Below are 22,002 nucleotides of genomic sequence, written 5' to 3'. Positions count from 1 at the left end.
GTCATATTTGGTCTCTAACATAGGGTTGCGCCAGGCCATTGCCAAGGCAATCCACTCTGTCAGATCGTTTTTCCGTCAATACTTCTTAAAGGCGGCTCCGCATAGGGCGCCCTTGAGAAAACTGCCGAAAGCCTGTCGGCAAAGGTGAAATCAAATCGTGTCAAAAAGCGGTCGAAGGGGGCAAAATGGGGCGCCAAATCGACCGACCGCGCCGTTTCCGGCAATAAAGACCCCTCCCGGGCAGAGATGACCGGCGCAGAGGCGGCTGCCCGTTTCCATATCGCCCGGGGCAGATCCCGGCTCCAGTCCCGGTCATCGCCCCGCCCGTGACCGGGATCCGGCAAATCCTGGTCCTCGGGGGCGGAAGACCCCTTCCGCCTTGTTACGTCATTCGTCGCGCCGGCACGCGCCACGATTTCTATGGTTGCCCCTGACCTGTTTCTCGCAGCAAATCTCCCATCCCAGACCCCGAGCTCTCCCGGCCGCAGCACCAGAGGCAGGATGCCCCGGCTCTCGCGTGCCAGGTAAAGCCCGTCATGCCGCAGATCGAATACGACGCGGCCGACAGTCGTGCGCCCGGGCTTGCCAGCGGTGGCGAATGCCAGAAGTCGCTCCATCTGCATCCGTCCCGGTACAAACGGCTGGCCGCCGAAAACGGCCGTCAGACGACCGAGCGCATAGTCAAGAACTCCGCGATCCTGCCTCAAGCCTTCAGGCATCACCTGCCCCAGCAAACCGCCATGGAGCCGGAAATGGCGATCCAGCCACGCGGCCCCATCGGAAGAAAGGGCCAGCCGCTCCCTCCAGGCAGCGCGGACATCGGTCCCGGCGCTCCCCTCGGCGGCAAGCTGCCGGCGCATCCGCACACGCTCGTATTTCACATCCTCGTTGCTGGGATCGTCGATCCAGGCCACGTCGCGCGCGGTCAGATAGCGGCGGATATCGGCCCGCGTGGAGAAAAGTAGCGGCCGCAGGATCCAGAAACGCCGGTCGAACAGCACGCCGTCCGCAATGCCGGTCGAAATCTGCTCCGCGCGCATTCCACGCATCTGCAGCGTTTCGTGCTGGTCGTCCAGCGTATGCCCGGTCACGATGAGGCTCGCATCGAGCGCTTGCGCCGCCTCGGCAAGAAGGCCGTAACGCGCCTCGCGTGCTGCGGCCATGATGCCGGTTTTCGGTTTTTCCCCCTGCCAGACCATCGTCCGGTGCACAATGCCCGACGACGCGCAGAGAGCGGCGACCCGGCCGGCCTCATTCGCGGATTCGCTGCGCAGAGCGTGATCGACAGTCGCGGCGCAAAGGGAAATGGGAATATCAGGGTTGGCCTTCAGCGCGTCTCGCAGCAAAAGCAGCAGGCCACTGGAATCGCTCCCGCCGGAAATCGCGACGAGAATGCGCGCGGGCGTCTTAAGCGAAGCGAGGAAACGGCTGATTGCCGCCTCGGGAGAAATGGGGTCTTCCGGAAGCAAACCGGAAGACCTTAGCAGGCGAGACGTTTCTGTTCGCTCGCGACCTTGTTTATAACGGCACGGGAGGCCTTCGGATAGCGCTTGGTGACTTCGCGAAGCGTGGCGCAGGCCGTGTCGGTATTGTCGAGCGCGGCAAGCGACATGCCAAGCTTCAACAGCATCTCGGGCGCCTTTTCGGACGTGCCGTATTTCTGGTGGGCGTTCAGGAAGGTCTTCGCCGCTTCGTTGAACTTGCCCTGCGAATAAAGCGCCTCACCGAGCCAGAAATTGGCATCCGGGGCGCGTGCGCTGTTCGGATAACGGGAAATGTACTGGGTGAATTCCTGCTCGGCCGTACCATAGTCGCCGGAAAGCACGTGGCCGTAGGCCGCCCTGTACTGGTCGCCCTCGCTACCGAGCGAGGCCGTCTGCTGTGGTCCGGCCGCATCCGGCAGCGGTGCGGAACCGACCGTCGCGTTTTCGTTCATGGAATTGCCGACAGGGTTGCCGTTCTGGTCGAACTGGATGGAACCGAGTTCGCGCGGCGGCTGACCGAGGCCGTCATTGGCCGGCACATCGGTGGAGGGAGCCGTTTCGGCTCCCTGCGGGGCTTGGATGACCCTGGCGATATCGTCACCACCGCCGGATGCCGGCGGCGCGACATCGGCCTCGCTCTTCTTCACCGGCGTCTTGGCTCCGCCGCCACCGCTTGCGCCGCCCGTCTTCTCGAGCTGCTGGAAGCGGAATTCGTTGTCTTCCTGCTGCTTGCGGATCGTCTCCTGCATCTGGAGGAGCTGATAGCTCATTTCCTCGATACGGCCGTTCAGCTGCCGCATCTGGTCTTCCATCTGCTGGATGCGGATTTCCGCATCGCCGCTCTGCACCTTGACAATTGGCGCTGTCGGCTGGCCCTGTTGCGCGGATTGGCCGCCGATATGCAAGCCGAAGAACGAAGCGGAATAAGCCGCTCGCTCGCTCCCGGTCACGGCCGCAAGGCACAGCATGCCTGCCACGACTAGTTTCTTCATCTGTATCGTCCTGTCCCAGTGATTCTTCGCGCCCCGATGGCACGAACAGGAGATTTTTCCAATTGCTGTCAAAAAGCAACGGAGTCTGGCCAAAGTGTGGTCAAAAAGAAAGGCGGCCTGCAAGGGGCCGCCTCCTCAAAATCCCGGTTTTGCCGGAAATTACATGCCTGCGCCACCGAGGACGGTGACGGCGCGGCGGTTCTGCGACCAGCAGGAAATATCGTCGCAGACGGCAACCGGACGTTCCTTGCCGTAGGAGATCGTCTTCATACGCTGGGCCGGAACGCCGCGCGAAGCGAGATAATCCTTGGCAGCGGCCGCACGACGGGCGCCGAGAGCGAGGTTGTATTCGCGCGTACCGCGTTCGTCGGCATGGCCTTCGACCGTGATTGCGTAATTCGGATAGCGGGCAAGCCACTGGGCCTGACGGTCGAGCGTCTGGGCAGCGTCTGCGCGGATCGTCGTGGAATCGGTGTCGAAGAAGATACGGTCGCCGACATTGACCGTGAAGTCCTGGGCGGAGCCAGGCGTTGCCGCGCCGGCACCGAGGCCGAGATCGCCAGCGCTGTTCGGCACGTTCTTCTTGTTGGCGCAGCTCGCAAGAGCGAGGCCGGCGACAAGTGCGATCATGACGGGGTTGCGGGCGAAATTCTGCAGACGGCTCATTGCCGGGGTGTGAATTCGGCTCATGGCCGGGTCTCCTTGCGACTTCAATCAGGGTTGCCGGACAGTAACCGCACTCGGTTAACCGGCCATCAAAGATTATGGTTAACGATTTGCTGATTTGTCCCTGCATTGCCCATTTTCAGGACTTTGCGGCGACATGAAGGCGATTTTTCAGCCCTCCACTACTCCAGAAGCGGCGACCAGGCCGGGTCGGATGCAAAGGTCGGGGTCTTGATGAGCTGTTCGTTGTAACCCGTCAGGTCGATCGAATAGAGCTGCGGACCGCCCGCCCCCGCGGCCTGACGGAAGAACATGATGACGCGGCCATTCGGCGCCCAGGTCGGGCCTTCGTTATGGAAACCGGTCGTCAGAATGCGCTCGCCCGAACCGTCCGGCTTCATCACGCCGATCGAGAACTTGCCGCCCGACTGCTTCGTGAAGGCAATCAGATCGCCGCGCGGCGACCAGACCGGCGTGGAATAGCGGCCGTCACCGAAGGAAATACGGGTCTGGCCCGAGCCGTCGGCATTCATGACATAGATCTGCGACTGTCCGCCGCGGTCGCTTTCGAAGGCGATGCGATTGCCGTCGGGCGAATAGGAGGGCGACGTGTCGATCGCAGCCGTCGACGTCAGGCGGGTTGTCGTGCGCGAGCGCAGGTCCATCGTGTAGATGTTCGAGTTGCCTTCCTGCTGCAGGCTCATGATGACCTTCTGGCCATCGGGAGAAAAGCGCGGCGAGAAGGTCATGCCCGGGAAATTGCCGACGACCTCACGCTGCCCGGTCTCGAGTTGCAGCAGATAGACGCGCGGCTGCTGGTTGGCGAAGGACATGTAGGTGACTTCCTGCCGGTTCGGCGAGAAACGCGGCGTCAGGACGAGGTCGCTGCCATCGGTCAGCATGCGCACGTTGAAACCGTCCTGGTCCATGATCGCCAGCTGCCGCTTGCGCTGCTGCTTGGTGCCCGATTCGGATACGAAGACGACACGGGTATCGAAATAACCCTCTTCGCCGGTGATCTGCTTGTAGATCGCGTCAGCGATAATGTGGGCGACGCGGCGCCAGTTTTCCGGCTGCGTGTAGAACTGCTGGCCGGTCATCTGCTGGCCGGCAAAAGTGTCCCAGAGACGGAATTCGGCGCGAAGGCGACCATCCGCTTCCTGGGTGACGCGGCCTGTGACCAGGGCCTGGGCATTGATGACCTTCCAGTCCTCGAAGCGCGGCGAGGCGTCCGGATTGGAAATCTTCTCGATGAAGGCCGTCTTGTTGATCGGCGCGAACAGACCGGACCTCTGCAGGTCGGCGGCAATGACCTGGGAAACCTGCGCGCCCATGTTGCCCTGCAGGAAGTCCGTCACTGCGATCGGCAGCGGCTGAACGTTACCCTTGTTGATGTTGATCTCAACAAGCGCGTTGGCCGGCGTTGCAAAGGCGGCGGCGGTCATCAGGCCGGCTGCGACCATGATGGCGCGGAAGAAGGAACACTTTGTCATACCAAACAGCCTTTCAGCATCTATGGAGTCGGATCGCCGGGTTCGAAGCGCAGGACGACTTCTTTCCAGGATTCGTATTTGTCTTTCGGAAGCGTGGTGAATGGGGACGCGCGCTGCACCGCGCGGAGAGCTGCAGCTGACAGACTTTGCCGCGCAGCCTCATCGCCGCCCGACGCCGTTACCAGCGGCGACCCCTTGATCGCAAGCTTCAGGTGAACAGTGATCAGAACCTTGCCACTCTTCAGCGAATCTGCCGGGACATTGAAATAAGTGGATACTGCCTGACGGATTGATTCCGCTGACGCGTCGGATGTCGCTGTCCCGAAGGGCTGCGCCGATACCTCGCAGGCAAAGCCCGTCAGCGCGCCGAACAGGATCGCGGCGGCAAGAGACTTGGTACCGTGCGAGAGGTCCGTCAGCATCTAGATTCCCAGATCGCTCGGATCGAAATTGACGACGACTTCGTTCCAGGCGTCGTATTTGTCTTTCGGCAAGCTTGAGAACGGCGCCGATTTCATGATGGCACGATAAGCGCCGCCTGCCAGAGCCCGGCGGGTAGAATCATTATCGCCACCGGTCGCTTCGACTTCCGGTTCACCGATGATATTGCCGTCCTGATCGAGCTTCATGTGCACCTTGATGCGCACATCCGCCATGCCTTCCATGCCAGGAATGACCGACCAGTTGCCGGCGATTGCGCTCTTCAGCGCATCCATTTCACTGAGAGACAGTTTCGAAGCGCCGTTGGTGGCCTTCTTTGCGCCCAGCGACGCTTCCTGCGTCGAACGCTTGGCACCGCCGGCAGAGGGATCGGTCTTGTTCAAAAGTGCCGAAATCTCGTCCGCATTGAAGTCGCTCTTCATCGACGACGCGGATTTCGCCACTTCCTGCTTCTTGTCAGCTTTCTTCTTGTCCGTCGGCGTTTCCGCAGCTTTCGGCTGGTCCGGGGTCTTCTCCGGGGGCTTTTCGGCAGCCTTCGGCTCCGGCGGCTTGACCTGCGGCTTGACGACCGGCGTCGGCACCTTGTCGGGCAATGCTTCCGCATCCGGCTTCGGCGGCTCTTCAGGCTTGGCCTGTTCTTCCGGCGGCTTTTCCTCGGGCTTCGGCGGCGGCGTTATTTCTGCCGGCTTGGTCTGGGGAATGGAAGCGACTTCCTTCGGCTGTTCGACCTCGGTCTCTTCCTTGTTGATTTCCTTGACGTCGTTCGGCTTGGGGTCGATCTGTGGCTGCGGCTTGTCGCTCGAATTGGCGGCAGCCGCTTCGCTGTTGCTCGGCTTTGCGTTCGGAACCGGCGGCGTCTTCAGGTCGACATTGTTGTCGCCGGCATTTTCCGCGGGCTGCGCGATCGGCGGGCGAGTCGTCGGCACCGGCGCAGAAGTCTCCTTCTTCGGAGCCTTCTTGTCGCCCTGCTGCATCTGCGTAATGGATTCCACCGGCACGAGATCGACCGGCATCGCCTCGAAATCCTCCACCTTGAAGGATTCCGGAGCGCTCAGCGACACCAGCGCCCAGGTGAGCACCAGCCCGTGCAGAACCGCAGATGTGACGACGCTGGTCTTCATCTTGAGCGTTACTGGTCCTTCTTCTGCTGCGTCACGAGGCCGATATTCTTGAAGCCCGCGCCCTGGATGCGGGCCATGACGTCGGCGATCACGCCGTAAGGCGCCGTCGCATCGCCGCGCACGAAGATGCGCTCGTTATAGCCGGTGGTGGCGATCGCCTCGAGCTTTGCCGCAATCTCTTCGGCCGGGATCGGCGTTTCCTGCAGATAGACTTCGCCGCTGTTCTTGACCGAAATCGTGATCGGCTGCGTCTCGGAATTCAGCGCCTTGGCCTGCGTTTCCGGCAGGTCGATCGGCACGCCGACCGTCATCATCGGGGCCGCCACCATGAAGATGATGAGCAGCACGAGCATGACGTCGACCAGCGGCGTCACGTTGATTTCGGAGATTACTCCCTTGCTGCGGCCACCGCGGCGGCGGCGTCCGCCGCCTCCTCCGCTATTGCCTCCTACAGCCATACCCATGGTCGTCTACTCCGTTACTGCGCGGCCTGGCGCGGCTGCAGCTTCTCGTCGATCTGGCGCGAAAGGATGGCGGAGAATTCGTCCGCAAAGCCTTCCATGCGAGCCGAGAGCTTGCCGGCGTCGGCGGAGAACTTGTTGTAGGCGATAACCGCCGGAATAGCGGCGACGAGGCCGATGGCGGTCGCCAGAAGCGCTTCCGCGATACCGGGTGCGACGACCGCAAGGTTGGTCGACTTCGAACCGGCGATTGCCTGGAACGAGGTCATGATACCGACGACCGTGCCGAAGAGGCCGATGAACGGGCCGGCCGAGCCGATCGTTGCAAGCGAGCCGAGGCGGGCCGAGAGATATTCGGATTCACGGGCAAGCGTTACGTCCATGGCGCGGTCGATACGCATCTGCAGGCCGATCGGCGACCGCGCGCCGCGCTCGAAGGATTTCTTCCATTCGCGCATCGCTGCAACGAAGATCGCCGCAAGGCCGGTATTGTTGCGCTCCGAAAGCGTCCGGTAGAGCTCTTCCAGCGACTGGCCCGACCAGAAGACCTGCTCGAACTTGTCGAACTGGCGGCGGGCACGGCCGTAAGCCAGATATTTGTCGATGACGATCGCCCAGGTCCATACCGAGGCGGCGATGAGGCCGAGCATGACCAGCTTGACGACAAGACCAGCCTGCATGAAAAGCGACCAGAGGCTGACGTCGGTCGTGGCTGCTGCCAATCCTACTTGTTCCATAGATCCAAAATCCCCGAATCCAAACGCCCGGCGCTTGACCGGGCGGCACAAAGTGATCTCGCAAGAATGTCTGGCGGCCGCCGCCCAAAGCCCTGGTCAAGCTTCCAAGCTCTTCTTCCGCCTTCTTGCCGTCAAATTTGGTCAAAGGAAGGCGTGCGTCGCACAAACTCCGACTCCGCGAGTAAGACACCATTATGGTTAATAGATCGTTAGTGCCGGACTATGACAGCGGGAATGTCGCGGGAGATTTTGTTCCTGGATTAACTTGACCGGAGAATTGTCCGGTTGCTGAACACAGCGCTCATCTTGCAGCGCGGCAATTCCTTCACAAAATTCAAGTTTTTACAAGCCCTCGATTCCGCCAGTTTGACGCAGGAAACGGCTGCCCATCCCGACCCTTTCAGCTTTCCGGAATAAGCATCTGCCGCGCCAGTGCCTCCGGCAACCGGCGCGGCCGCCCCTTTGCGTTGATGACGGCGATGATGACCTTTGCCGATATCAGCAGCGTTTCGTCGCGGCGGATCTCCTGGTTGAGCACCATCTTGGCGCCGCCGGCCTTTTCGGTATGGGTCACGACGGTCAGGATATCGTCCATGCGCGCCGGGCTCTTGAAGTCGATCTCCATGCGATGGACAACGAAGACGAGCCCTTCCTCGTCGGCATTGACGAGTTCGCGCTGCTCGACGCCAAGGCAGCGAAGATAGTCCGTGCGGCCGCGTTCGAGGAAATGCAGATAGCGTGCGTGATAGACCAGACCGGAGAAATCCGTATCTTCATAATAGACCCGCTGCACGAGCCGGTGCCCCGCCTCGGTGAGTTCTCCGGAAATAGAAAAGCCGTGTTCCGCCATAATTTTCTCCAAACTTTCCGGCCCTGTTTGACGCAACGCGTCTCGACAGGCAAGCATTGAACAATTGTCATATTTCCTAATTATTCCCGTTAGGAAGCAACCCATGAGGAGCCAGTGGCATGAAGATTGCAGTGATGGGCGGAGACGGATTCATCGGTTGGCCAACCTCGCTGCATCTCTCCGATGCCGGGCATGACGTCCACATCCTCGACAATCTCTCGCGCCGCTGGATCGACACCGAACTCGGCGTCCAGTCGCTGACGCCGATGGATTCCATCCAGGAGCGTACCCGTATCTGGCACGCAGAGACCGGCCGCCGCATCCACTTCAATCTCATCGACCTTGCCCGCGACTACGAACTGCTGAAGAAATGGCTCGCGGAAAACCGGCCGGACGCGATCATCCACTTCGCCGAGCAGCGTGCCGCGCCCTATTCGATGAAGAGCGACCGCCACAAGAACTACACCGTCAACAACAACGTCAGCGCCACACATAACCTCCTGAACGCGCTGGTCGAACTGCAGCTCGATGCACATCTGGTCCATCTCGGCACGATGGGCGTCTATGGCTATTCGACTGTTGGAGCCGCCATCCCCGAAGGTTATCTGCCCGTCGGCATCGAAACGATGGACGGCGAAACGGCCTCCCAGGAAATTCTCTACCCATCCAATCCCGGCTCGATCTACCACATGACCAAATGCCTGGATCAGTTGCTCTTTCAGTTCTATGCCAAGAATGACAGCCTCAGGATCACCGATCTGCATCAGGGCATCGTCTGGGGCACGCACACCGAACAGACGCGCCGTCACCCGCAGCTCATCAACCGTTTCGACTATGATGGCGATTACGGCACGGTCCTGAACCGTTTCCTCATTCAGGCGGCCATCGGTTATCCGCTCACGGTTCATGGCACCGGCGGCCAGACACGCGCCTTCATCCATATCCAGGATTCGGTCCGCTGCATCGAACTGGCGCTGAAGAACCCGCCCGCCCGCGGCTCCCGCGTCGAGATCTTCAACCAGATGACGGAGACCCATCGCGTGCGCGATCTCGCCGAGATGATCGCCAGGATGAGCGGCGCCGAGATCGTCTGGCTGCCCAACCCGCGCAAGGAAGCGGCCGAGAACGATCTCGTCGTCAAGAACGATAAGTTCCTGGGCCTCGGCCTCAATCCGATCACCCTGCAGGCAGGCCTGCTGGACGAAATCGTCGAGGTCGCCAGGAAATTCGCCTACCGCGTCGACCGCTCCCGTGTCCCGGCCGTCTCCGCCTGGACGAAGGATATTGCCGCGACGATCAATCACGACCCGGAAGGCAAGCGGCTGAAGTCCGTATCATGAGTGGCGCTTTCCTTTCGACGTACCGCCCCCGCGGGAGCGAGGCCGTTCAGGAAAGTGCTCCGCATCCATGACCCCCGCCCCGCGTTTCGCCTACGTCACTCTTGTCACCAATGCCGATTACGCCCTGGGTGCCACGGCGTTGGCAAACTCCCTGCGCCGCACGGGCACGGAGGCCGCCATCGTCATCCTGCATACCGGCGGTGTCGTCGCGGCCAGCCTCGCCCCGCTGGAAAGTCTCGGCTGCCGGCTGATCGAAGTCGAGCATCTGCCGCTGTCCGATGCCTTCAACGAGCGCCATGCACGCGGCAGTCTCCACGCAGCCGCCCCTTTCACCAAAGGCCGCAAGCCGGCCTTTCATTCGCCGCTCGATAACTTCTGCAAGCTCCGCCTCTGGCAGCTCGTCGAATATGAGCGTTGCGTTTTCATCGATGCGGACGCGATCGTTCTGAAGAACATCGACAAACTCTTCGACTACCCGGAATTCTCCGCAGCACCGAATGTCTATGAAAGTCTCGCCGACTTCCGCCGCATGAATTCCGGCGTCTTCGTTGCCCGTCCGTCGGAGGAAACCTTCCGGCGCATGCTCGAGCTTCTGGATCAGCCCGCCATTTTCTGGCGGCGCACCGACCAGACCTTCCTCGAGACGTTCTTTCCCGATTGGCACGGCCTGCCGGTCTATTACAACATGCTGCAATATGTCTGGTTCACAATGCCGGCCCTGTGGGATTGGAAGAGCATTTCCATCCTGCACTATCAATATGAAAAACCTTGGGAAAAAGATCATCCCAAGGCGACAAGGCTACAACCCTTGATCGATTTGTGGCACAGTTTCCACACGGGCGGCCCTGTGCCGGAGATCGCATCTCTGGCCAATCCGGATGAGGCGGGATGAAAGTACTGGTATCGGGCGGGACAGGCCTCGTCGGACGTTATATCGTCGAAGAGCTGCTGTCGGCCGGATATCAGGTGATAGTCGGCGGACGGCGCGCACCGCTCCCTCGGTCCTTCTCCCGTCCGGTCGATTTCGCTCCGCTCTCGCTCGATCCGGACGAGGACGCTATCGGCGCCTTCGATGACGCCTATTTCTTCGTGCACGCCGCCTTCAGCCACGTCGAAGGAAAATACCGCGGCGGCGAAGGCGATGACCCGAAGGCGTTCCGCCGCCAGAATCTCGACGGCACGGCAAAGCTCTTCGAAGCGGCAAAGCGCGCCGGCACGCGCCGTTGCATCTTCCTGTCCAGCCGCGCCGCCTATGGCGAACACGCATCGGGCTCCGAACTTTTCGAAACCATGGCCGCAGCACCTGAAACCCTCTACGGCCAGGTCAAGCTTGACGCGGAACGCACGCTCGCCCACCTTTCCGGCCCAGGCTTTGCGGGAGCAAGCCTGCGCTCGACCGGCGTTTATGGCGACCGTTCTCCAAACAAATGGGATCGCCTGATCGACGACTATCTCACCGGCCGACCTGTCCCCGCGCGCGCCGGAACCGAAGTACACGGGCGCGATCTCGGCCGCGCCGTGCGGCTGATGCTGGAAACGGAAAGCACCCGGATTTCCGGGGAAGTCTTCAACGTCTCGGATATCGCCGTCGACACAAGGGATATTCTTTCACCGATAAAACATCGCGCCCACTGTCCCTTCCCGCTGCCCGAGGGAGCGGACAAGACGAAGCTTTGTGCCATGAATACGGGCAAGATCCGTGCGCTTGGCTGGAAGCCCGGCGGCATGCCTCTTTTCGAGCAGACGATGGGGCAGTTAGCCGAGAAACAAATGCTTCCCCGGCCCAGTTCCACGCAAGTCTGATCTGGCAAAGTGCGCCCCAAATGTAATCGGGGGTCTATTATGCAGATTGCAACCGTTTCGGCATCCACCCTTCTGCGTGGCACTCAACCGGCACAATCCGGCGTTTCGTCCACGGGGGACGAGCCTGACACCGGCGTATTGAAGATCCAGCAGCAATCGCTGGCGCTGGAGCAGGTGCGCAATTCTCTCGCAAGCTCCGCCGACGATGCAAAGAGCCGCGCCCAGCGCAAGCTCGAAGAAGCGAAGCAGGAGCTGCAGGCGCTGAAAACGGCGGGCTTTCCGCCTGAAGTGATTGCGCGTCTTGCCGCCGAACTCGCGCGCAAGGTCGGCGCCGCTGCCTCCGAATTCGCTTCGGCCGTGGCCACCGGCGGTTCCACCGACGCAAGTGCCGCGACCAGCACGGCAGCAGCATCGGCTTCCGCCGCCGCAACGACCGATACCGCCACGAATGCTACGGCCAGCGTTGTCGCAAGCGATGCGGCGGCTTCCACCGAGACGACGCAGGATACAGAAGCGACGACGGAAGCGACCGACGACGGCACGAATGCCGCGGAAACGGATGGTGCGGCCCATGCCCGCAAGGCCTATCAGGAAATCGTCGAAGATGGCCCGAAGTCGTCGGCAATTTCGGCCGATGACCGCAAGGCGATGGAAGAGTTCAAATCCATCGTCCGCGAATTGAAGCAGATTCTCGAAAAGGCGATGCGCGACCTGCGCGAGAAGAACCGCGATGCCGCTTCAGACGCTGCGATCGGTGCGGCGCAGTCGGCCGTGACCGGCCTCTCGGCTGCGGTGCCGGCGGCGACCATTCCCTCCAGTATCGTGGTCTAGGCTCTCGGCGCTGCCGTCTGCGGCAGCAGATAAATGGTCACCTGGTTGACGAGCAGGACGAGGCAGGCCGCAAAGACGGTCGCAAACAGCCTGTCCAGCAGGGCGGAGGCCGGCAGGGCATGATCGGCTGTTCCCATCGCCATCATGAGCAGCGGCGTCGTTACGATCGAATAGGCGAGATAGTTCCTGGCCCGCAGAAAGGGCCTGATACCGCCGAGCACGGCAACAAGAAGCACATCGATCCAGGCGGGCAAGGCAAGGAAAGACAGCAGTCCCGCGCAGCAGACGCCGAAAAGGACGCCGATCACTCTTTGCGTCGTCTTGAGCGGCAAACGTTCCGGCCGCCGCTCGATCAGCAGCACCAGCGCCAGCCCCGCCCAATGCACGTCATGACCGGGAAACAACAGGTGGACGAGCGAGACGGCGCCCAGGCAGGAGACCAGCCGGACAGGATATTGCCAGCCAGCCGGCTCCGTCAGCGAGCGCCGCAGCCTCATGAATTTCTGTCGGGCGGTCGGCTTCCTTTCCTCCTCCGCGGCCCCTGCGGCATGGCCGCTTACCTGGGCGACGATGGCTGCCATCCCCATGTGCAGGACGACGGCAAAGAGCGCCCCGCCAGTGACGACCGCAAAAATAAGCGGCGGACTTGCCGTCGTTGTCGAAACGATGCCGCCGACCATGACGAGATAGAAGATGAAGCGTATGGAGGCGGCGACCGTTGCGCGATCAAAACCGCCGATAACGCCGGCAAACGCAGCCGTCGCCAAAAGGCCGATCTGCCAGGCTCCCCCGAAACGACCGAATGCGCAGGCAATTCCCGCCGCAAGCATCAGGGTGAGCAAGGCAGCACCCGCGCTCATTGCTTGCGCCTGCAGTCTGCCCTGCGCTACCGTCCCGCTCATCGCCATGCCGCCGATCAGGCCGAGCCCCGTATGATGGCCCCTCGCCGCAAGCAGTGCCGGAACGGCCATGGCAAGCGCCGACACGACGATTTCGATCGCCGTCACTTCCTTTTCAGTCGACCAGCGAAAGGCTCCGGCTACGTGATTGAGTGTCTTTTCCATCAGCTGCCCCTCAAGCCCGAAGCTGGGCTCGATCGAAATAATACGCAGTGCGTATGATATGTCTAGCAACCGCGATGCGCCTGCGACACTGATCCTGCGTTCCGTCCTGCTGCTCGGCCGCCGGCTGCGCGCCGCGCGCCCGGATGGCCCGCACAGCCTGTCGACGATCGCGATTCTCGCCACCCTCCACCGCCTGGGGCCGATGCCCGCATGGCGGCTTGCCCTTGAGGAACACCTGCAACCGCAATCGGTCACGCGCATCATCGCGGCCCTTGAACGCGACGGGCTTATCAGCCGCGCGCGCAGCGAAACCGACCGCCGCGAGATCGAACTGTCGATCACACCTCACGGCCGCACGGTACTCTCGCAGGACATCGGCTCCCGCCGCGCCTGGCTGGAAAAAGCGATGGACGACCGCCTGACGCCGGAAGAACGCAAAACACTGATGGAGGCGTCGGAAATCATGCTGAAGCTCGCCGATGCCCATAACGAGGACGAGGCGCAATCGGGCGAACAATAGACCATTTTCGCCCACCGCAGGCAGTCGCAAGCGATTATCCTCGCCGCACAACGATATTGGATATGAAATGACCCCCAAGGAATTGAAGGCTCAATTGCGCGCCGAGCGTCTGGCGGCCCGGGATGCCATCCCGGCGAATCTTCGTGCAGCCAAGAGCCTCGACATGGCGGCTCACGCCGGCGATGCGGTTGCTTTTGTGCCGGGCACGATCATTTCCGCCTTTTTGCCGATCCGTTCGGAAGCCGATCTGCAGCCGTTGATGGCACGGTGGCGCGGCCGCGGCGCCCGTCTCTGCGTACCGGCAATCATTGACAGGCAGACCATCGTCTTCCGCGAACTCGTCCACGGCACGGCATTGGTCAGCACCGGTTTCGGCACGGTCGGCCCCAGCGAAGAGGCTGCCGTCCTCGACCCGGAAATCATGCTCGTGCCGCTGTCGGCCTTCGATTCCCGCGGCCACCGGATCGGCTACGGTGCGGGCCATTATGACCGGGCAATCGACCGTGCCAGGCAAAAAGGGCTGTCTCCGAAGCTGATCGGCATTGCATTTGACTGCCAGGAAGTGGCAGAGGTACCCGCTGAGCCGCATGACATAAGCCTGGATGCCATCCTGACGGAAAGCGGCCTGCGCCATTTTACCTCGCGGATTGGATAGGGAATGCGACTGCTATTTCTGGGTGACATGGTCGGCAAGACGGGACGGACGGCGGTCTGGGATCGCCTGCCCGGTCTGGTTTCCGACCTGAAGCTCGACTTCGTCATCGTCAACGGCGAGAATGCCGCCGGCGGCTTCGGCATTACGGAAGACATCTTTCTGGAAACGATCAATGCCGGCGCCGATGTGGTGACGACCGGCAACCATGTCTGGGATCAGAAGGATGCCGTCGCCTTTGCGGGCCGTCACGATCAGTTCCTGCGTCCGGCAAACTACCCGCAGGGAACGCCCGGTCGCGGCTCCGGTCTCTTCTATGCGCGCAACGGTGCGCGCGTGCTCGTCGCCAACATCATGGGCCGCGTCTTCATGCATCCCGAGCTCGACGATCCCTTCAAGGCGGCCGAGACGATCCTCGCCGCCTGCCCGCTGAAGGAGCAGGCCGATGCCATCATCTTCGACTTTCACGCGGAAGCCACCAGCGAGAAGCAGTGCTTCGGCCATTTCGTCGATGGCCGCGCCAGCTTCGTCGTCGGCACGCACACCCATGTCCCGACTGCCGATGCGCAGATATTGAACGGCGGTACCGCCTATATGTCGGATGCCGGCATGTGCGGCGATTACGATTCCTCCCTCGGCATGGACAAGGAAGAGCCGCTCAATCGCTTCATCTCCAAGATGCCGAAGGGCCGCATGGAAGCTGCCACCGGCCCCGCCACCATTTGCGGTGTCGGCGTGGAAATTTCGGATGCGACGGGCCTTGCGGAAAAGATCGCTCCGCTGCGCCTTGGTCCAAGGCTTGCCGAAACGATCCCCGACTTCTGGCGCTAAAGCCTGTCGCGAAAAATTGCGCAGCTGTTCTCGGATGACGACATGCGCAAAAACAAGGACCTGAAGCAGGACAAGCGAATCCTGCAGATTCGCGACACGCTTTAGCCGATCGCAACACGCAATTGTGAGCACGCTCCGTCTGGACCGCTGCGACGGCATGCCGCATCCTCGCCGCGTCGTGAAAGCGCCGGAGGGGTGGCATGAAGCCGCATTGTCTTGTCCTCGCTATCGCATGCCTCGCGGTATTCACCGCAGCAAATCCTGCCGAAGCCCAGGACGAACGAAGACCTGTCAGCCAGTGCCAGGCCATCGCCCAGAATATCCCGAAGGCAAGCTTCGCCAGCGTCTCGGGTCCGGCACCGGTAATCCCGGCCGTCTCCGAGGGCGAGGACGTCAAATTCACCTATCTCGGCCATTCCACCTTCGAGATCGACACGCCCGGCGGCATCGTCATCGCCACCGATTACAATGGCTGGTACCGGCCGGTCGTGACACCCGACGTCGTGACCATGAACAAGGCGCATTCCACGCATTTCACACTGACGCCCGATCCCGGCATCAAACATGTGCTGCACGGCTGGAGCGATGTGCCCGGTGAAAAGGCAAAGATCAATCTTGTGGTCGGCGATGCCTATATCCGCAATGTCACGACGGATATCCGCTTCAGCTACGGGCTGGGCGGATCGCAGCTCGACGGCAATTCCATCTTCATCTTCGAAATCGCCGGCCTCTGCATCGGCCATCTCGGCCACCTCCACTACGAGCTGACGGATACGCATTATACGGAAATCGGCAGGCTCGACGTGGTCATGGTTCCGGTCGACGGCGGCCTGACCATGGGCGCTGACAGCATGAGCCGCGTCATCAAGCGGCTGCGCTCGTCGCTGATCCTGCCGATGCATCGCCGCGGTCCGCCGGTCAACACTTTCGTCTCGATGTTCGGCAGCGGCTTCGACGTCAATTACGCGCCCGACAACAGCATCACCGTTTCGCTGCGCACGCTGCCGAAGAAGCCGCTGATCTATGTGATGAGAGACGTTCAGTAAAAGGCCCAATCGGCTCATGCGAATTGCAGATGCCGCTTGATGCCGACCTCGGGCATCTTCTCCCCGTCGAAATTGGCCTTGGCGATTTCCCAGCCGAATTTCAGCTTGCTGCCGGTCGAAACCCAAATGTCGGCATCATCGACATGCATGGACAGCATCGTCAGCTTCGGATCCTTCTTGCCCCCGTCGTACCAGGCGGCCACGACAGAATTCCAGAACTCCTCGATCCTGGCGGGATCCGGACGAACTTCGATCACCCCGGAAAGGCAGGCATGATAATCATGGTCCTTGCCGACGACGCAGAAATGCGCGCGGCTGCCGGGCTTGATCATCTGCACGAGTGCGGCATCCGTCTTGGTGTAAAACCAGATCGTATTGGTGGTCGGATCGACATGCGGAGCCATCGGCTGCATGTGCATGTCGACGCCTGAAAGGCCGAGCATGCCGGCATGGATATCGTTGATCTGGTCCCACAGCTGACGTGCCGGTTGTTCACGGGCTTCGCTGAAGCTTGCCATGGCCGTTCCTTTCCTGCTGGTGTTGTCGGTTGAAAACGTCGCCTCCCACGCTTTGTTCCGCCGTCCCCGATACCGCCAGGGGCAGATCGAAAAGCTGCTTTTTCCTTGAATATCGCCCCTTGCGATCTTATAAGGCGGCCCATTCCGAACAATGAGACGTGAACAGGGGTGCCATGGCTGGCCATTCACAGTTTAAAAACATCATGCACCGCAAAGGCCGTCAGGATGCCGTGCGGTCGAAAATGTTCTCCAAGCTCGCGCGCGAAATCACCGTTGCCGCCAAGGCCGGACTGCCCGACCCGACGATGAACGCCCGCCTGCGCCTGGCGATCCAGAACGCCAAGGCCCAGTCGATGCCGAAAGACAATATCGACCGCGCCATCAAGAAGGCTTCGGGCGCCGACACCGAGAACTATGACGAAGTCCGTTACGAAGGCTACGGCCCGGGCGGCACGGCGATCATCGTCGAGGCCCTGACCGACAACCGCAACCGCACCGCCTCCAACGTCCGCTCGATCTTCACCAAGGCCGGCGGCGCCCTCGGCGAAACCGGTTCCGTCTCCTTCTCCTTCGATCATGTCGGCGAGATTACCTACAAGCTCTCTGCCGGCGATGCCGACAAGGTCATGGAAGCCGCGATCGAAGCCGGTGCCGACGATGTCGAGACCGACGAGGACGGCCACTACATCACCACCGCTTTCGAATCCCTCGGCGAAGTCGCCAAGGCGCTCGAAGCTTCGCTCGGTGAAGCCGAGACCGTGAAGGCGGTCTGGCGCGCGCAGAACAATGTGCCGATCGACGAAGAAAGAGCCCAGTCGCTGCTGAAGCTGATCGACTCGCTGGAAGACGACGACGACGTTCAGAACGTCTATTCGAACTTCGAAGTCTCCGAGGAAGTCCTGGCCAAGCTCTCGGCCTGAGCCCTCCCCAAATATGGAATCGAAAACCCGGCCATTCTGAACTGACCCCGAAAGTTGGACAGCCAACTTCGGGGTCAGTTCATTCCGCCGGGTTTTGTTTGCCGAGATCTTCCGCGATCAGGCCGCAGCCCGCATGAAACTGCCGAGCCCGGCAAAGAGCTCCACCGATTTCAACCGCGCCTCGATATCGTGGATCGGCATGGAGATGATGACCTCGTCCGCCTGCGTCTCTTTGAGGAATTCGTTGAGCTGGGCTTCGGCCGTGGCCGGCGAACCGACGACGGCGTAGCGCAGCGTATGCTCGACATTCATCTTTTCCATCGGCGACCAGAAAGCATCCATATCCTTGACCGGCCGCGGGAAAGGCCCGCGCACATTGCGCCTGAGATTGACGAACTGCTGCTGGGCCGAGGTGAAGTGATATTGCGCCTCCTCGTCGGTTTCGGAGACGGCGCCCATGACGCCGACCATCACATAGGGCTTGTCGAGTTCGGCCGAGGGCTGGAACCGGTCGCGGTAGATCGCGATCGCATCGAGCAGCATGTCCGGCGCAAAATGCGAGGCGAAGGCGAAGGGCAGGCCGAGCATGGCTGCAAGCTGGGCGCTATAGAGACTGGAGCCGAGCAGCCAGATCGGGATGTGCGAATTGTTGCCGGGCACGGCGAGGATCGCCTGGTTGTCTATCGGCGTACCCAGAAGCTGCTGCAGCTCCACCACGTCGTTGGGGAAACTGTTTGCGCCGGCATCGAGGTTGCGCCGCAGCGCCTGCGCCGTGCGCATATCCGTTCCCGGCGCACGGCCGAGACCGAGATCGACGCGGCCTGGAAACAGCGCTTCCAGCGTGCCGAACTGTTCGGCGATGACGAGCGGCGCGTGGTTCGGCAGCATGACGCCGCCCGAACCGATCCGGATCGTCTTCGTCACCGCCCCGATCTGCCCGAGGATGACCGAGGTCGCCGCACTCGCAACACCCGGCATGCCGTGATGTTCCGCCATCCAGAAACGCGTATAGCCGAATTCCTCGGCCTTCTGCGCCATGCGCTTGGAGGCTTCGAAGGACTGGCCGATGGTCGTGCCTTCGGCCACGGGGGAAAGATCAAGAATGGAAAAGGGAACCATGGAAACCTGCCGCGCAAGAATGGGAGTGCGGTCTATGTAGGTTCTCGGCAGCGCTATTCCAAATCGCGGAACGCACATAAGCGCCGCGGAAAATAACCGTCATTCGTCGAAAGCCGGGGAGAATTTCAACGCACCGGACGGTGGCGTCCCCTTGAAGACGATCCTCTGGACATACCGCGTGTCGAGATCGCCATAGGTCAGCTTCCCGTCGCTCTCGAAACCGACGCCGCGATAGACCGAGGGATCGCCGATCAGCGCGCAGCCGGTCGCGTTCCGCGCTCTCAACAGGTCGAGCCCTTTCAGGATCAGCGCCCGGCCGATGCCCTGCCGCTGCCGTTCCGGCTTTACCGAAATCGGTCCCAGCCCATACCATCCGTCCTTGATGTCACCGACGGCAATTGGCGAAAAAGCCACATGACCGACGATCTCGCCGCCGTCTTCCGCGACAAGCGACAGTGTCAGATCGCCCGACGCGCGCAGGTCCCGGACAATGCGGGCTTCGGCATTGTTGCTGAACGGCATCGGCTCAAACGCCATCCACGTCAGCTCGTGGATGGCATCCGCATCTTCAGGCCGTTCGAGCCGGATCAGCATTGCGATCAGGCTCGCTTGCGCAGCTGATGCACCTCGGCGCCGGACAGCTGCTGATATCCGTCCGCAAGCCTGAAGTTGCCAAGCTGGCGGTCCATCTCCACCGCTTCCGTTGCGAGGCGATGAATTGCAGCCGTCGTCTCCTCCACCATCGCCGCATTCTGCTGCGTCATGGTGTCGAGTTCGGCGACCGAGCTGTTGATCTGCTTCAGCGTGTCGGCCTCTTCGCGCGTGGATTCCATGATCTCGTTGATCTGGCCGTTGATGGCTTCGACATGGCTACCGATGCCGGTCAGCGCGATACCGGCCCTTTCGACGAGCGCAACGCCGCTTTCCACCTCATGCGTGGATTTCTGCAGCAGGCTGGAGATTTCCTTGGCGGCGCTTGAAGAGCGCTGCGCCAGCTCGCGCACCTCCATGGCGACGACCGCAAAGCCCTTGCCGCTTTCGCCGGCGCGCGCCGCCTCGACGCCGGCGTTGAGCGCCAGCAGGTTTGTCTGGAAGGCGATATCGTCGATGACCGAGATGATGGTGTTGATCTGGCGTGACGAAGCCTGGATCGCTTCCATCGCGGCAATCGTCTCGCGCATGATCTGGCTGGACCCGGCCGTCTCCTTCTTGGCGTCGCGGGCGATGCGCTCGGCCTGCTCGGCGCGTTCGATCTGCAGCCGGACCGACTGTGTGATGGCGCTGATTGCATTGGCCGTCTCGGTGATCGAGCTCGCCTGCCGCTCGGTGCGGCCGGCCAGTTCGTCTGCGCCTGTACGCATTTCTTCGGAACCGGCCCGCACGGCCATGGAATTGCCGCCGATCGCCGTCATCGTTTCGCTGAGCGTTGCCAGCGCCTCGTTGAAGTTCACGCGCAGGCTTTCGAGCTCGCTCGGGAAGCGGGTTTCGATCTGGTAGGCCAGGTCGCCGCTCGCCAGATGATGAAGCCCCTCGTCGAGTGCCGTGACGACATCCTGCAGGCTGCGGGCCTCCGCCTCGCGCTGGGCCAGGTTCTGCTGGCGCTCGTTTTCAGCCCGCGCACGCGTTTGCTCGCTCTGAGCTTCGAGTTCGCGGCCTTCGAGCAGCGACTGCTTGAAGCGGGCAAGCGCCTTCGCCATCGTGCCGATCTCGTCCTTGCGATTCTGGCTGCCGATCTCGACTTCGAGCCTGCCGTCGGCGACCTCGCGAGTCACGCCGGCAAGGCGGGCAAGCGGCGAGAACAGGAAGTTGGTGATGAGCCCGGTGGCGAGCGCCATGACGACGAGAACGGCAATGCCGATCCAGGTCAACAGCGTGGCGATCTCGATCGAGCCGGCATTCAGTTCGCTGAGCAGCACGCTTTCGACGACGAGGAAACGGTCGCCGCGATAATCGATGCCGCGCACATAGGCCCGTGCTGCCCCATCGGCGCGATCGAAATCGGCAACCGTCATCGCCGAACTCGCAAGCGCAGCCTTGATAAAGGAGAACGGCGCGGTATCGAGCGTCGCAAGCTGGCCGGATGCATTGAGACCGACAGCCGAACCATCGGCCGAAATGATCGCCGCCTTCGCCGTGCTGCCGGAGACGATGCCCTTTGCCAGAATGCCGGTCACGATATCGTCGCGCACCTTGAACAGCATCAGGCCCTTCGCCTGACCGAGCTTGACGATCGGCACCGCATAGAAGATCGCCGACCTGCCGCTGCCGCCATCGACGCGCAGGCCGGAGAAAGCCGTGGGCGCCGAATCGTCGGTCGCCTTGGCGGTATTTTCGATCGCCTTGGCATAGGCGATGCCCGCACCTGTCGATTTCCAGGCGTCCGACTTCAGGTTCTCGGCAAAATCGTCGTTCTTCTTGTAGGAATAGAGCACGGTGCCGTCGAGATCGACGATCAGGAGATCGCTGAAGGCGGTGTCGGCGAGATCGCGCGCCACTTCGCCCTGCGTCTTCTCGTGGCTGGAATAATAAAAGCCGCTCGGCCCCTCCGGCTTGACGAGCTTCTCGCGCTGGTCGGCCGGGTTCGGATTGTTCGTGATAAAGACCGACTTCAGCTCGCCCCGTGCATCGCCGGAGCTCTTCTCCATCGTCTTCCAACCGCTCTTCAGGTTGGTGATCGACATCTGCAGCGCTTCGATACGTGCAATCGAGGTCGCCTGGTTCTCAAGCTGCACAAGCTGGTCCTGCAGCATGTCGCCGCGGAAGATCAGCACGCTCTCCTTGGCCTTCAGCGCCTGCTCGTCCGAAACGCGGCTGCTGGCGAAATAGGCGAGGATATTGATCACCGCGACCGAAAGCGTGGTCAGCAGGATGAAGGTGGCTATCACCTTGAAGGACAGGGACTGGAATCTCTGAGCCATGAAAAACGAACCCTTCCGGAACGGCACCGTCGGCCGGGAAATCACCCGGCCGATTGACCTGTTAACAGAACATTGGAGGCCTTAAGCTCCGCAGAAGCCGGCCCCTCTCACATTTGATGGATCAGAATTCGTGCATCCGGTTTAATTCGCGGTAAATGCCACCCGAAAACCGGATATGTTTTTGCTTTGTTCACA

The 22,002-nt window shown here is 61.5% G+C and carries 23 protein-coding genes; 9 read left to right on the top strand and 14 right to left on the bottom strand.

The window, feature by feature from the left end:
- Positions 1-59 precede the first annotated feature (59 nt).
- The 9 genes from tilS to ybgC all read right to left on the bottom strand — a co-directional run bounded on the left by tilS (position 60) and on the right by ybgC (position 8,245).
- Positions 60-1,469 carry a tRNA lysidine(34) synthetase TilS gene (gene tilS / locus ACFPWW_RS06320; RefSeq protein ID WP_377311035.1) on the bottom strand — a complete coding sequence of 470 codons (1,410 nt, stop codon included), beginning with the start codon at positions 1,467-1,469 and terminating at the stop codon, positions 60-62.
- Positions 1,470-1,480: 11 nt separating this feature from the next.
- A complete protein-coding gene (gene ybgF / locus ACFPWW_RS06315; protein ID WP_377311030.1) occupies positions 1,481-2,476 on the bottom strand; it encodes a tol-pal system protein YbgF in 996 nt (331 codons plus the stop codon).
- 159 nt (positions 2,477-2,635) lie between these two features.
- Positions 2,636-3,166 (bottom strand): peptidoglycan-associated lipoprotein Pal, encoded by a 531-nt coding sequence (gene pal, locus ACFPWW_RS06310; protein ID WP_112563980.1) that lies wholly within the window; start codon positions 3,164-3,166, stop codon positions 2,636-2,638.
- A gap of 158 nt (positions 3,167-3,324) precedes the next feature.
- Entirely contained in the window at positions 3,325-4,635 is a 1,311-nt protein-coding gene (gene tolB / locus ACFPWW_RS06305) for a Tol-Pal system beta propeller repeat protein TolB (protein WP_112563978.1), read from the bottom strand.
- Between the two features lie 20 nt (positions 4,636-4,655).
- Entirely contained in the window at positions 4,656-5,057 is a 402-nt protein-coding gene (locus ACFPWW_RS06300; RefSeq protein WP_377311020.1) for a cell envelope integrity protein TolA, read from the bottom strand.
- The gene (locus ACFPWW_RS06295; protein ID WP_112563975.1) at positions 5,058-6,197 is read right to left on the bottom strand and encodes a hypothetical protein; all 1,140 of its coding nucleotides are present in this window, start codon (positions 6,195-6,197) and stop codon (positions 5,058-5,060) included.
- Positions 6,198-6,205: 8 nt separating this feature from the next.
- Positions 6,206-6,661, bottom strand: a complete 456-nt coding sequence (tolR, locus tag ACFPWW_RS06290; protein WP_112563973.1) for a protein TolR — start codon at positions 6,659-6,661, stop codon at positions 6,206-6,208.
- 14 nt (positions 6,662-6,675) lie between these two features.
- Positions 6,676-7,395: a protein TolQ gene (gene tolQ / locus ACFPWW_RS06285; protein ID WP_112563971.1), complete on the bottom strand. Its 720-nt coding sequence runs from the start codon at positions 7,393-7,395 to the stop codon at positions 6,676-6,678.
- 400 nt (positions 7,396-7,795) lie between these two features.
- The gene (gene ybgC, locus ACFPWW_RS06280; RefSeq protein ID WP_112703648.1) at positions 7,796-8,245 is read right to left on the bottom strand and encodes a tol-pal system-associated acyl-CoA thioesterase; all 450 of its coding nucleotides are present in this window, start codon (positions 8,243-8,245) and stop codon (positions 7,796-7,798) included.
- 119 nt (positions 8,246-8,364) lie between these two features.
- On the opposite strand from ybgC, the gene ACFPWW_RS06275 reads away from it, so the two are divergent.
- From ACFPWW_RS06275 to ACFPWW_RS06260, 4 genes are all read left to right on the top strand, one after another.
- A complete protein-coding gene (locus ACFPWW_RS06275) occupies positions 8,365-9,585 on the top strand; it encodes an NAD-dependent epimerase/dehydratase family protein (protein ID WP_112563967.1) in 1,221 nt (406 codons plus the stop codon).
- Between the two features lie 67 nt (positions 9,586-9,652).
- A complete protein-coding gene (locus tag ACFPWW_RS06270) occupies positions 9,653-10,477 on the top strand; it encodes a glycosyltransferase (RefSeq protein WP_377311016.1) in 825 nt (274 codons plus the stop codon).
- Complete coding sequence (locus tag ACFPWW_RS06265) at positions 10,474-11,388, top strand: NAD-dependent epimerase/dehydratase family protein (RefSeq protein WP_377311014.1); 915 nt, start codon at positions 10,474-10,476, stop codon at positions 11,386-11,388. Before ACFPWW_RS06270 ends, ACFPWW_RS06265 begins: the two co-directional genes overlap by 4 nt.
- A 39-nt stretch (positions 11,389-11,427) precedes the next feature.
- A complete protein-coding gene (locus tag ACFPWW_RS06260; protein WP_377311012.1) occupies positions 11,428-12,219 on the top strand; it encodes a hypothetical protein in 792 nt (263 codons plus the stop codon).
- On the opposite strand, the gene ACFPWW_RS06255 is transcribed toward ACFPWW_RS06260, so the two are convergent.
- Positions 12,216-13,283, bottom strand: coding sequence for an FUSC family protein (locus ACFPWW_RS06255; RefSeq protein WP_113500028.1), 1,068 nt, complete (start codon positions 13,281-13,283; stop codon positions 12,216-12,218). The two genes, ACFPWW_RS06260 and ACFPWW_RS06255, sit on opposite strands and share 4 nt — an antisense overlap.
- Between ACFPWW_RS06255 and ACFPWW_RS06250 the strand changes: the two genes are divergently transcribed.
- The 4 genes from ACFPWW_RS06250 (at position 13,267) to ACFPWW_RS06235 (ending at position 16,332) form a co-directional block, all read left to right on the top strand.
- Positions 13,267-13,803, top strand: coding sequence for a MarR family winged helix-turn-helix transcriptional regulator (locus ACFPWW_RS06250; protein WP_377311009.1), 537 nt, complete (start codon positions 13,267-13,269; stop codon positions 13,801-13,803). The two genes, ACFPWW_RS06255 and ACFPWW_RS06250, sit on opposite strands and share 17 nt — an antisense overlap.
- 67 nt (positions 13,804-13,870) lie before the next feature.
- Entirely contained in the window at positions 13,871-14,458 is a 588-nt protein-coding gene (locus ACFPWW_RS06245) for a 5-formyltetrahydrofolate cyclo-ligase (RefSeq protein ID WP_112563957.1), read from the top strand.
- A gap of 3 nt (positions 14,459-14,461) precedes the next feature.
- Positions 14,462-15,286, top strand: a complete 825-nt coding sequence (locus ACFPWW_RS06240) for a TIGR00282 family metallophosphoesterase (protein WP_112563956.1) — start codon at positions 14,462-14,464, stop codon at positions 15,284-15,286.
- 200 nt (positions 15,287-15,486) lie between these two features.
- The gene (locus ACFPWW_RS06235) at positions 15,487-16,332 is read left to right on the top strand and encodes an MBL fold metallo-hydrolase (RefSeq protein ID WP_113500023.1); all 846 of its coding nucleotides are present in this window, start codon (positions 15,487-15,489) and stop codon (positions 16,330-16,332) included.
- 14 nt (positions 16,333-16,346) lie between these two features.
- Here ACFPWW_RS06235 and ACFPWW_RS06230 read toward each other — a convergent pair whose 3' ends face one another.
- Complete coding sequence (locus ACFPWW_RS06230) at positions 16,347-16,850, bottom strand: pyridoxamine 5'-phosphate oxidase family protein (RefSeq protein WP_112563954.1); 504 nt, start codon at positions 16,848-16,850, stop codon at positions 16,347-16,349.
- 173 nt (positions 16,851-17,023) lie between these two features.
- On the opposite strand from ACFPWW_RS06230, the gene ACFPWW_RS06225 reads away from it, so the two are divergent.
- Complete coding sequence (locus ACFPWW_RS06225) at positions 17,024-17,770, top strand: YebC/PmpR family DNA-binding transcriptional regulator (protein ID WP_377311005.1); 747 nt, start codon at positions 17,024-17,026, stop codon at positions 17,768-17,770.
- 117 nt (positions 17,771-17,887) lie between these two features.
- Here the strand turns inward: ACFPWW_RS06225 and ACFPWW_RS06220 are convergent, their stop codons facing one another.
- The 3 genes from ACFPWW_RS06220 to ACFPWW_RS06210 form a co-directional block, all read right to left on the bottom strand.
- Positions 17,888-18,889, bottom strand: a complete 1,002-nt coding sequence (locus ACFPWW_RS06220) for an LLM class flavin-dependent oxidoreductase (RefSeq protein WP_112753235.1) — start codon at positions 18,887-18,889, stop codon at positions 17,888-17,890.
- A gap of 99 nt (positions 18,890-18,988) precedes the next feature.
- Positions 18,989-19,483: a GNAT family N-acetyltransferase gene (locus ACFPWW_RS06215; protein WP_377311002.1), complete on the bottom strand. Its 495-nt coding sequence runs from the start codon at positions 19,481-19,483 to the stop codon at positions 18,989-18,991.
- A 5-nt stretch (positions 19,484-19,488) separates the two neighbouring features.
- Complete coding sequence (locus ACFPWW_RS06210; RefSeq protein WP_377311000.1) at positions 19,489-21,807, bottom strand: methyl-accepting chemotaxis protein; 2,319 nt, start codon at positions 21,805-21,807, stop codon at positions 19,489-19,491.
- Positions 21,808-22,002 lie beyond the last annotated feature (195 nt).

Source organism: Rhizobium sp. GCM10022189, assembly GCF_042656325.1.
Lineage (GTDB): Bacteria > Pseudomonadota > Alphaproteobacteria > Rhizobiales > Rhizobiaceae > Rhizobium.
Note: the sequence above shows the minus strand (reverse complement) of the source record. Positions and strands in the feature narration are given on the sequence as shown.

Bases quoted from the DNA above. Each gene is read 5' to 3' on its own strand.
- ybgF (WP_377311030.1), bottom strand. From the start codon at position 2,476: ATGAAGAAACTAGTCGTGGCAGGCATGCTGTGCCTTGCGGCCGTGACC.
- pal (WP_112563980.1), bottom strand. From the start codon at position 3,166: ATGAGCCGAATTCACACCCCGGCAATGAGCCGTCTGCAGAATTTCGCC.
- tolB (WP_112563978.1), bottom strand. From the start codon at position 4,635: ATGACAAAGTGTTCCTTCTTCCGCGCCATCATGGTCGCAGCCGGCCTG.
- ACFPWW_RS06300 (WP_377311020.1), bottom strand. From the start codon at position 5,057: ATGCTGACGGACCTCTCGCACGGTACCAAGTCTCTTGCCGCCGCGATC.
- ACFPWW_RS06295 (WP_112563975.1), bottom strand. From the start codon at position 6,197: ATGAAGACCAGCGTCGTCACATCTGCGGTTCTGCACGGGCTGGTGCTC.
- tolR (WP_112563973.1), bottom strand. From the start codon at position 6,661: ATGGGTATGGCTGTAGGAGGCAATAGCGGAGGAGGCGGCGGACGCCGC.
- tolQ (WP_112563971.1), bottom strand. From the start codon at position 7,395: ATGGAACAAGTAGGATTGGCAGCAGCCACGACCGACGTCAGCCTCTGG.
- ybgC (WP_112703648.1), bottom strand. From the start codon at position 8,245: ATGGCGGAACACGGCTTTTCTATTTCCGGAGAACTCACCGAGGCGGGG.
- ACFPWW_RS06275 (WP_112563967.1), top strand. From the start codon at position 8,365: ATGAAGATTGCAGTGATGGGCGGAGACGGATTCATCGGTTGGCCAACC.
- ACFPWW_RS06270 (WP_377311016.1), top strand. From the start codon at position 9,653: ATGACCCCCGCCCCGCGTTTCGCCTACGTCACTCTTGTCACCAATGCC.
- ACFPWW_RS06265 (WP_377311014.1), top strand. From the start codon at position 10,474: ATGAAAGTACTGGTATCGGGCGGGACAGGCCTCGTCGGACGTTATATC.
- ACFPWW_RS06260 (WP_377311012.1), top strand. From the start codon at position 11,428: ATGCAGATTGCAACCGTTTCGGCATCCACCCTTCTGCGTGGCACTCAA.
- ACFPWW_RS06255 (WP_113500028.1), bottom strand. From the start codon at position 13,283: ATGGAAAAGACACTCAATCACGTAGCCGGAGCCTTTCGCTGGTCGACT.
- ACFPWW_RS06245 (WP_112563957.1), top strand. From the start codon at position 13,871: ATGACCCCCAAGGAATTGAAGGCTCAATTGCGCGCCGAGCGTCTGGCG.
- ACFPWW_RS06240 (WP_112563956.1), top strand. From the start codon at position 14,462: ATGCGACTGCTATTTCTGGGTGACATGGTCGGCAAGACGGGACGGACG.
- ACFPWW_RS06235 (WP_113500023.1), top strand. From the start codon at position 15,487: ATGAAGCCGCATTGTCTTGTCCTCGCTATCGCATGCCTCGCGGTATTC.
- ACFPWW_RS06230 (WP_112563954.1), bottom strand. From the start codon at position 16,850: ATGGCAAGCTTCAGCGAAGCCCGTGAACAACCGGCACGTCAGCTGTGG.
- ACFPWW_RS06225 (WP_377311005.1), top strand. From the start codon at position 17,024: ATGGCTGGCCATTCACAGTTTAAAAACATCATGCACCGCAAAGGCCGT.
- ACFPWW_RS06220 (WP_112753235.1), bottom strand. From the start codon at position 18,889: ATGGTTCCCTTTTCCATTCTTGATCTTTCCCCCGTGGCCGAAGGCACG.
- ACFPWW_RS06215 (WP_377311002.1), bottom strand. From the start codon at position 19,483: ATGCTGATCCGGCTCGAACGGCCTGAAGATGCGGATGCCATCCACGAG.
- ACFPWW_RS06210 (WP_377311000.1), bottom strand. From the start codon at position 21,807: ATGGCTCAGAGATTCCAGTCCCTGTCCTTCAAGGTGATAGCCACCTTC.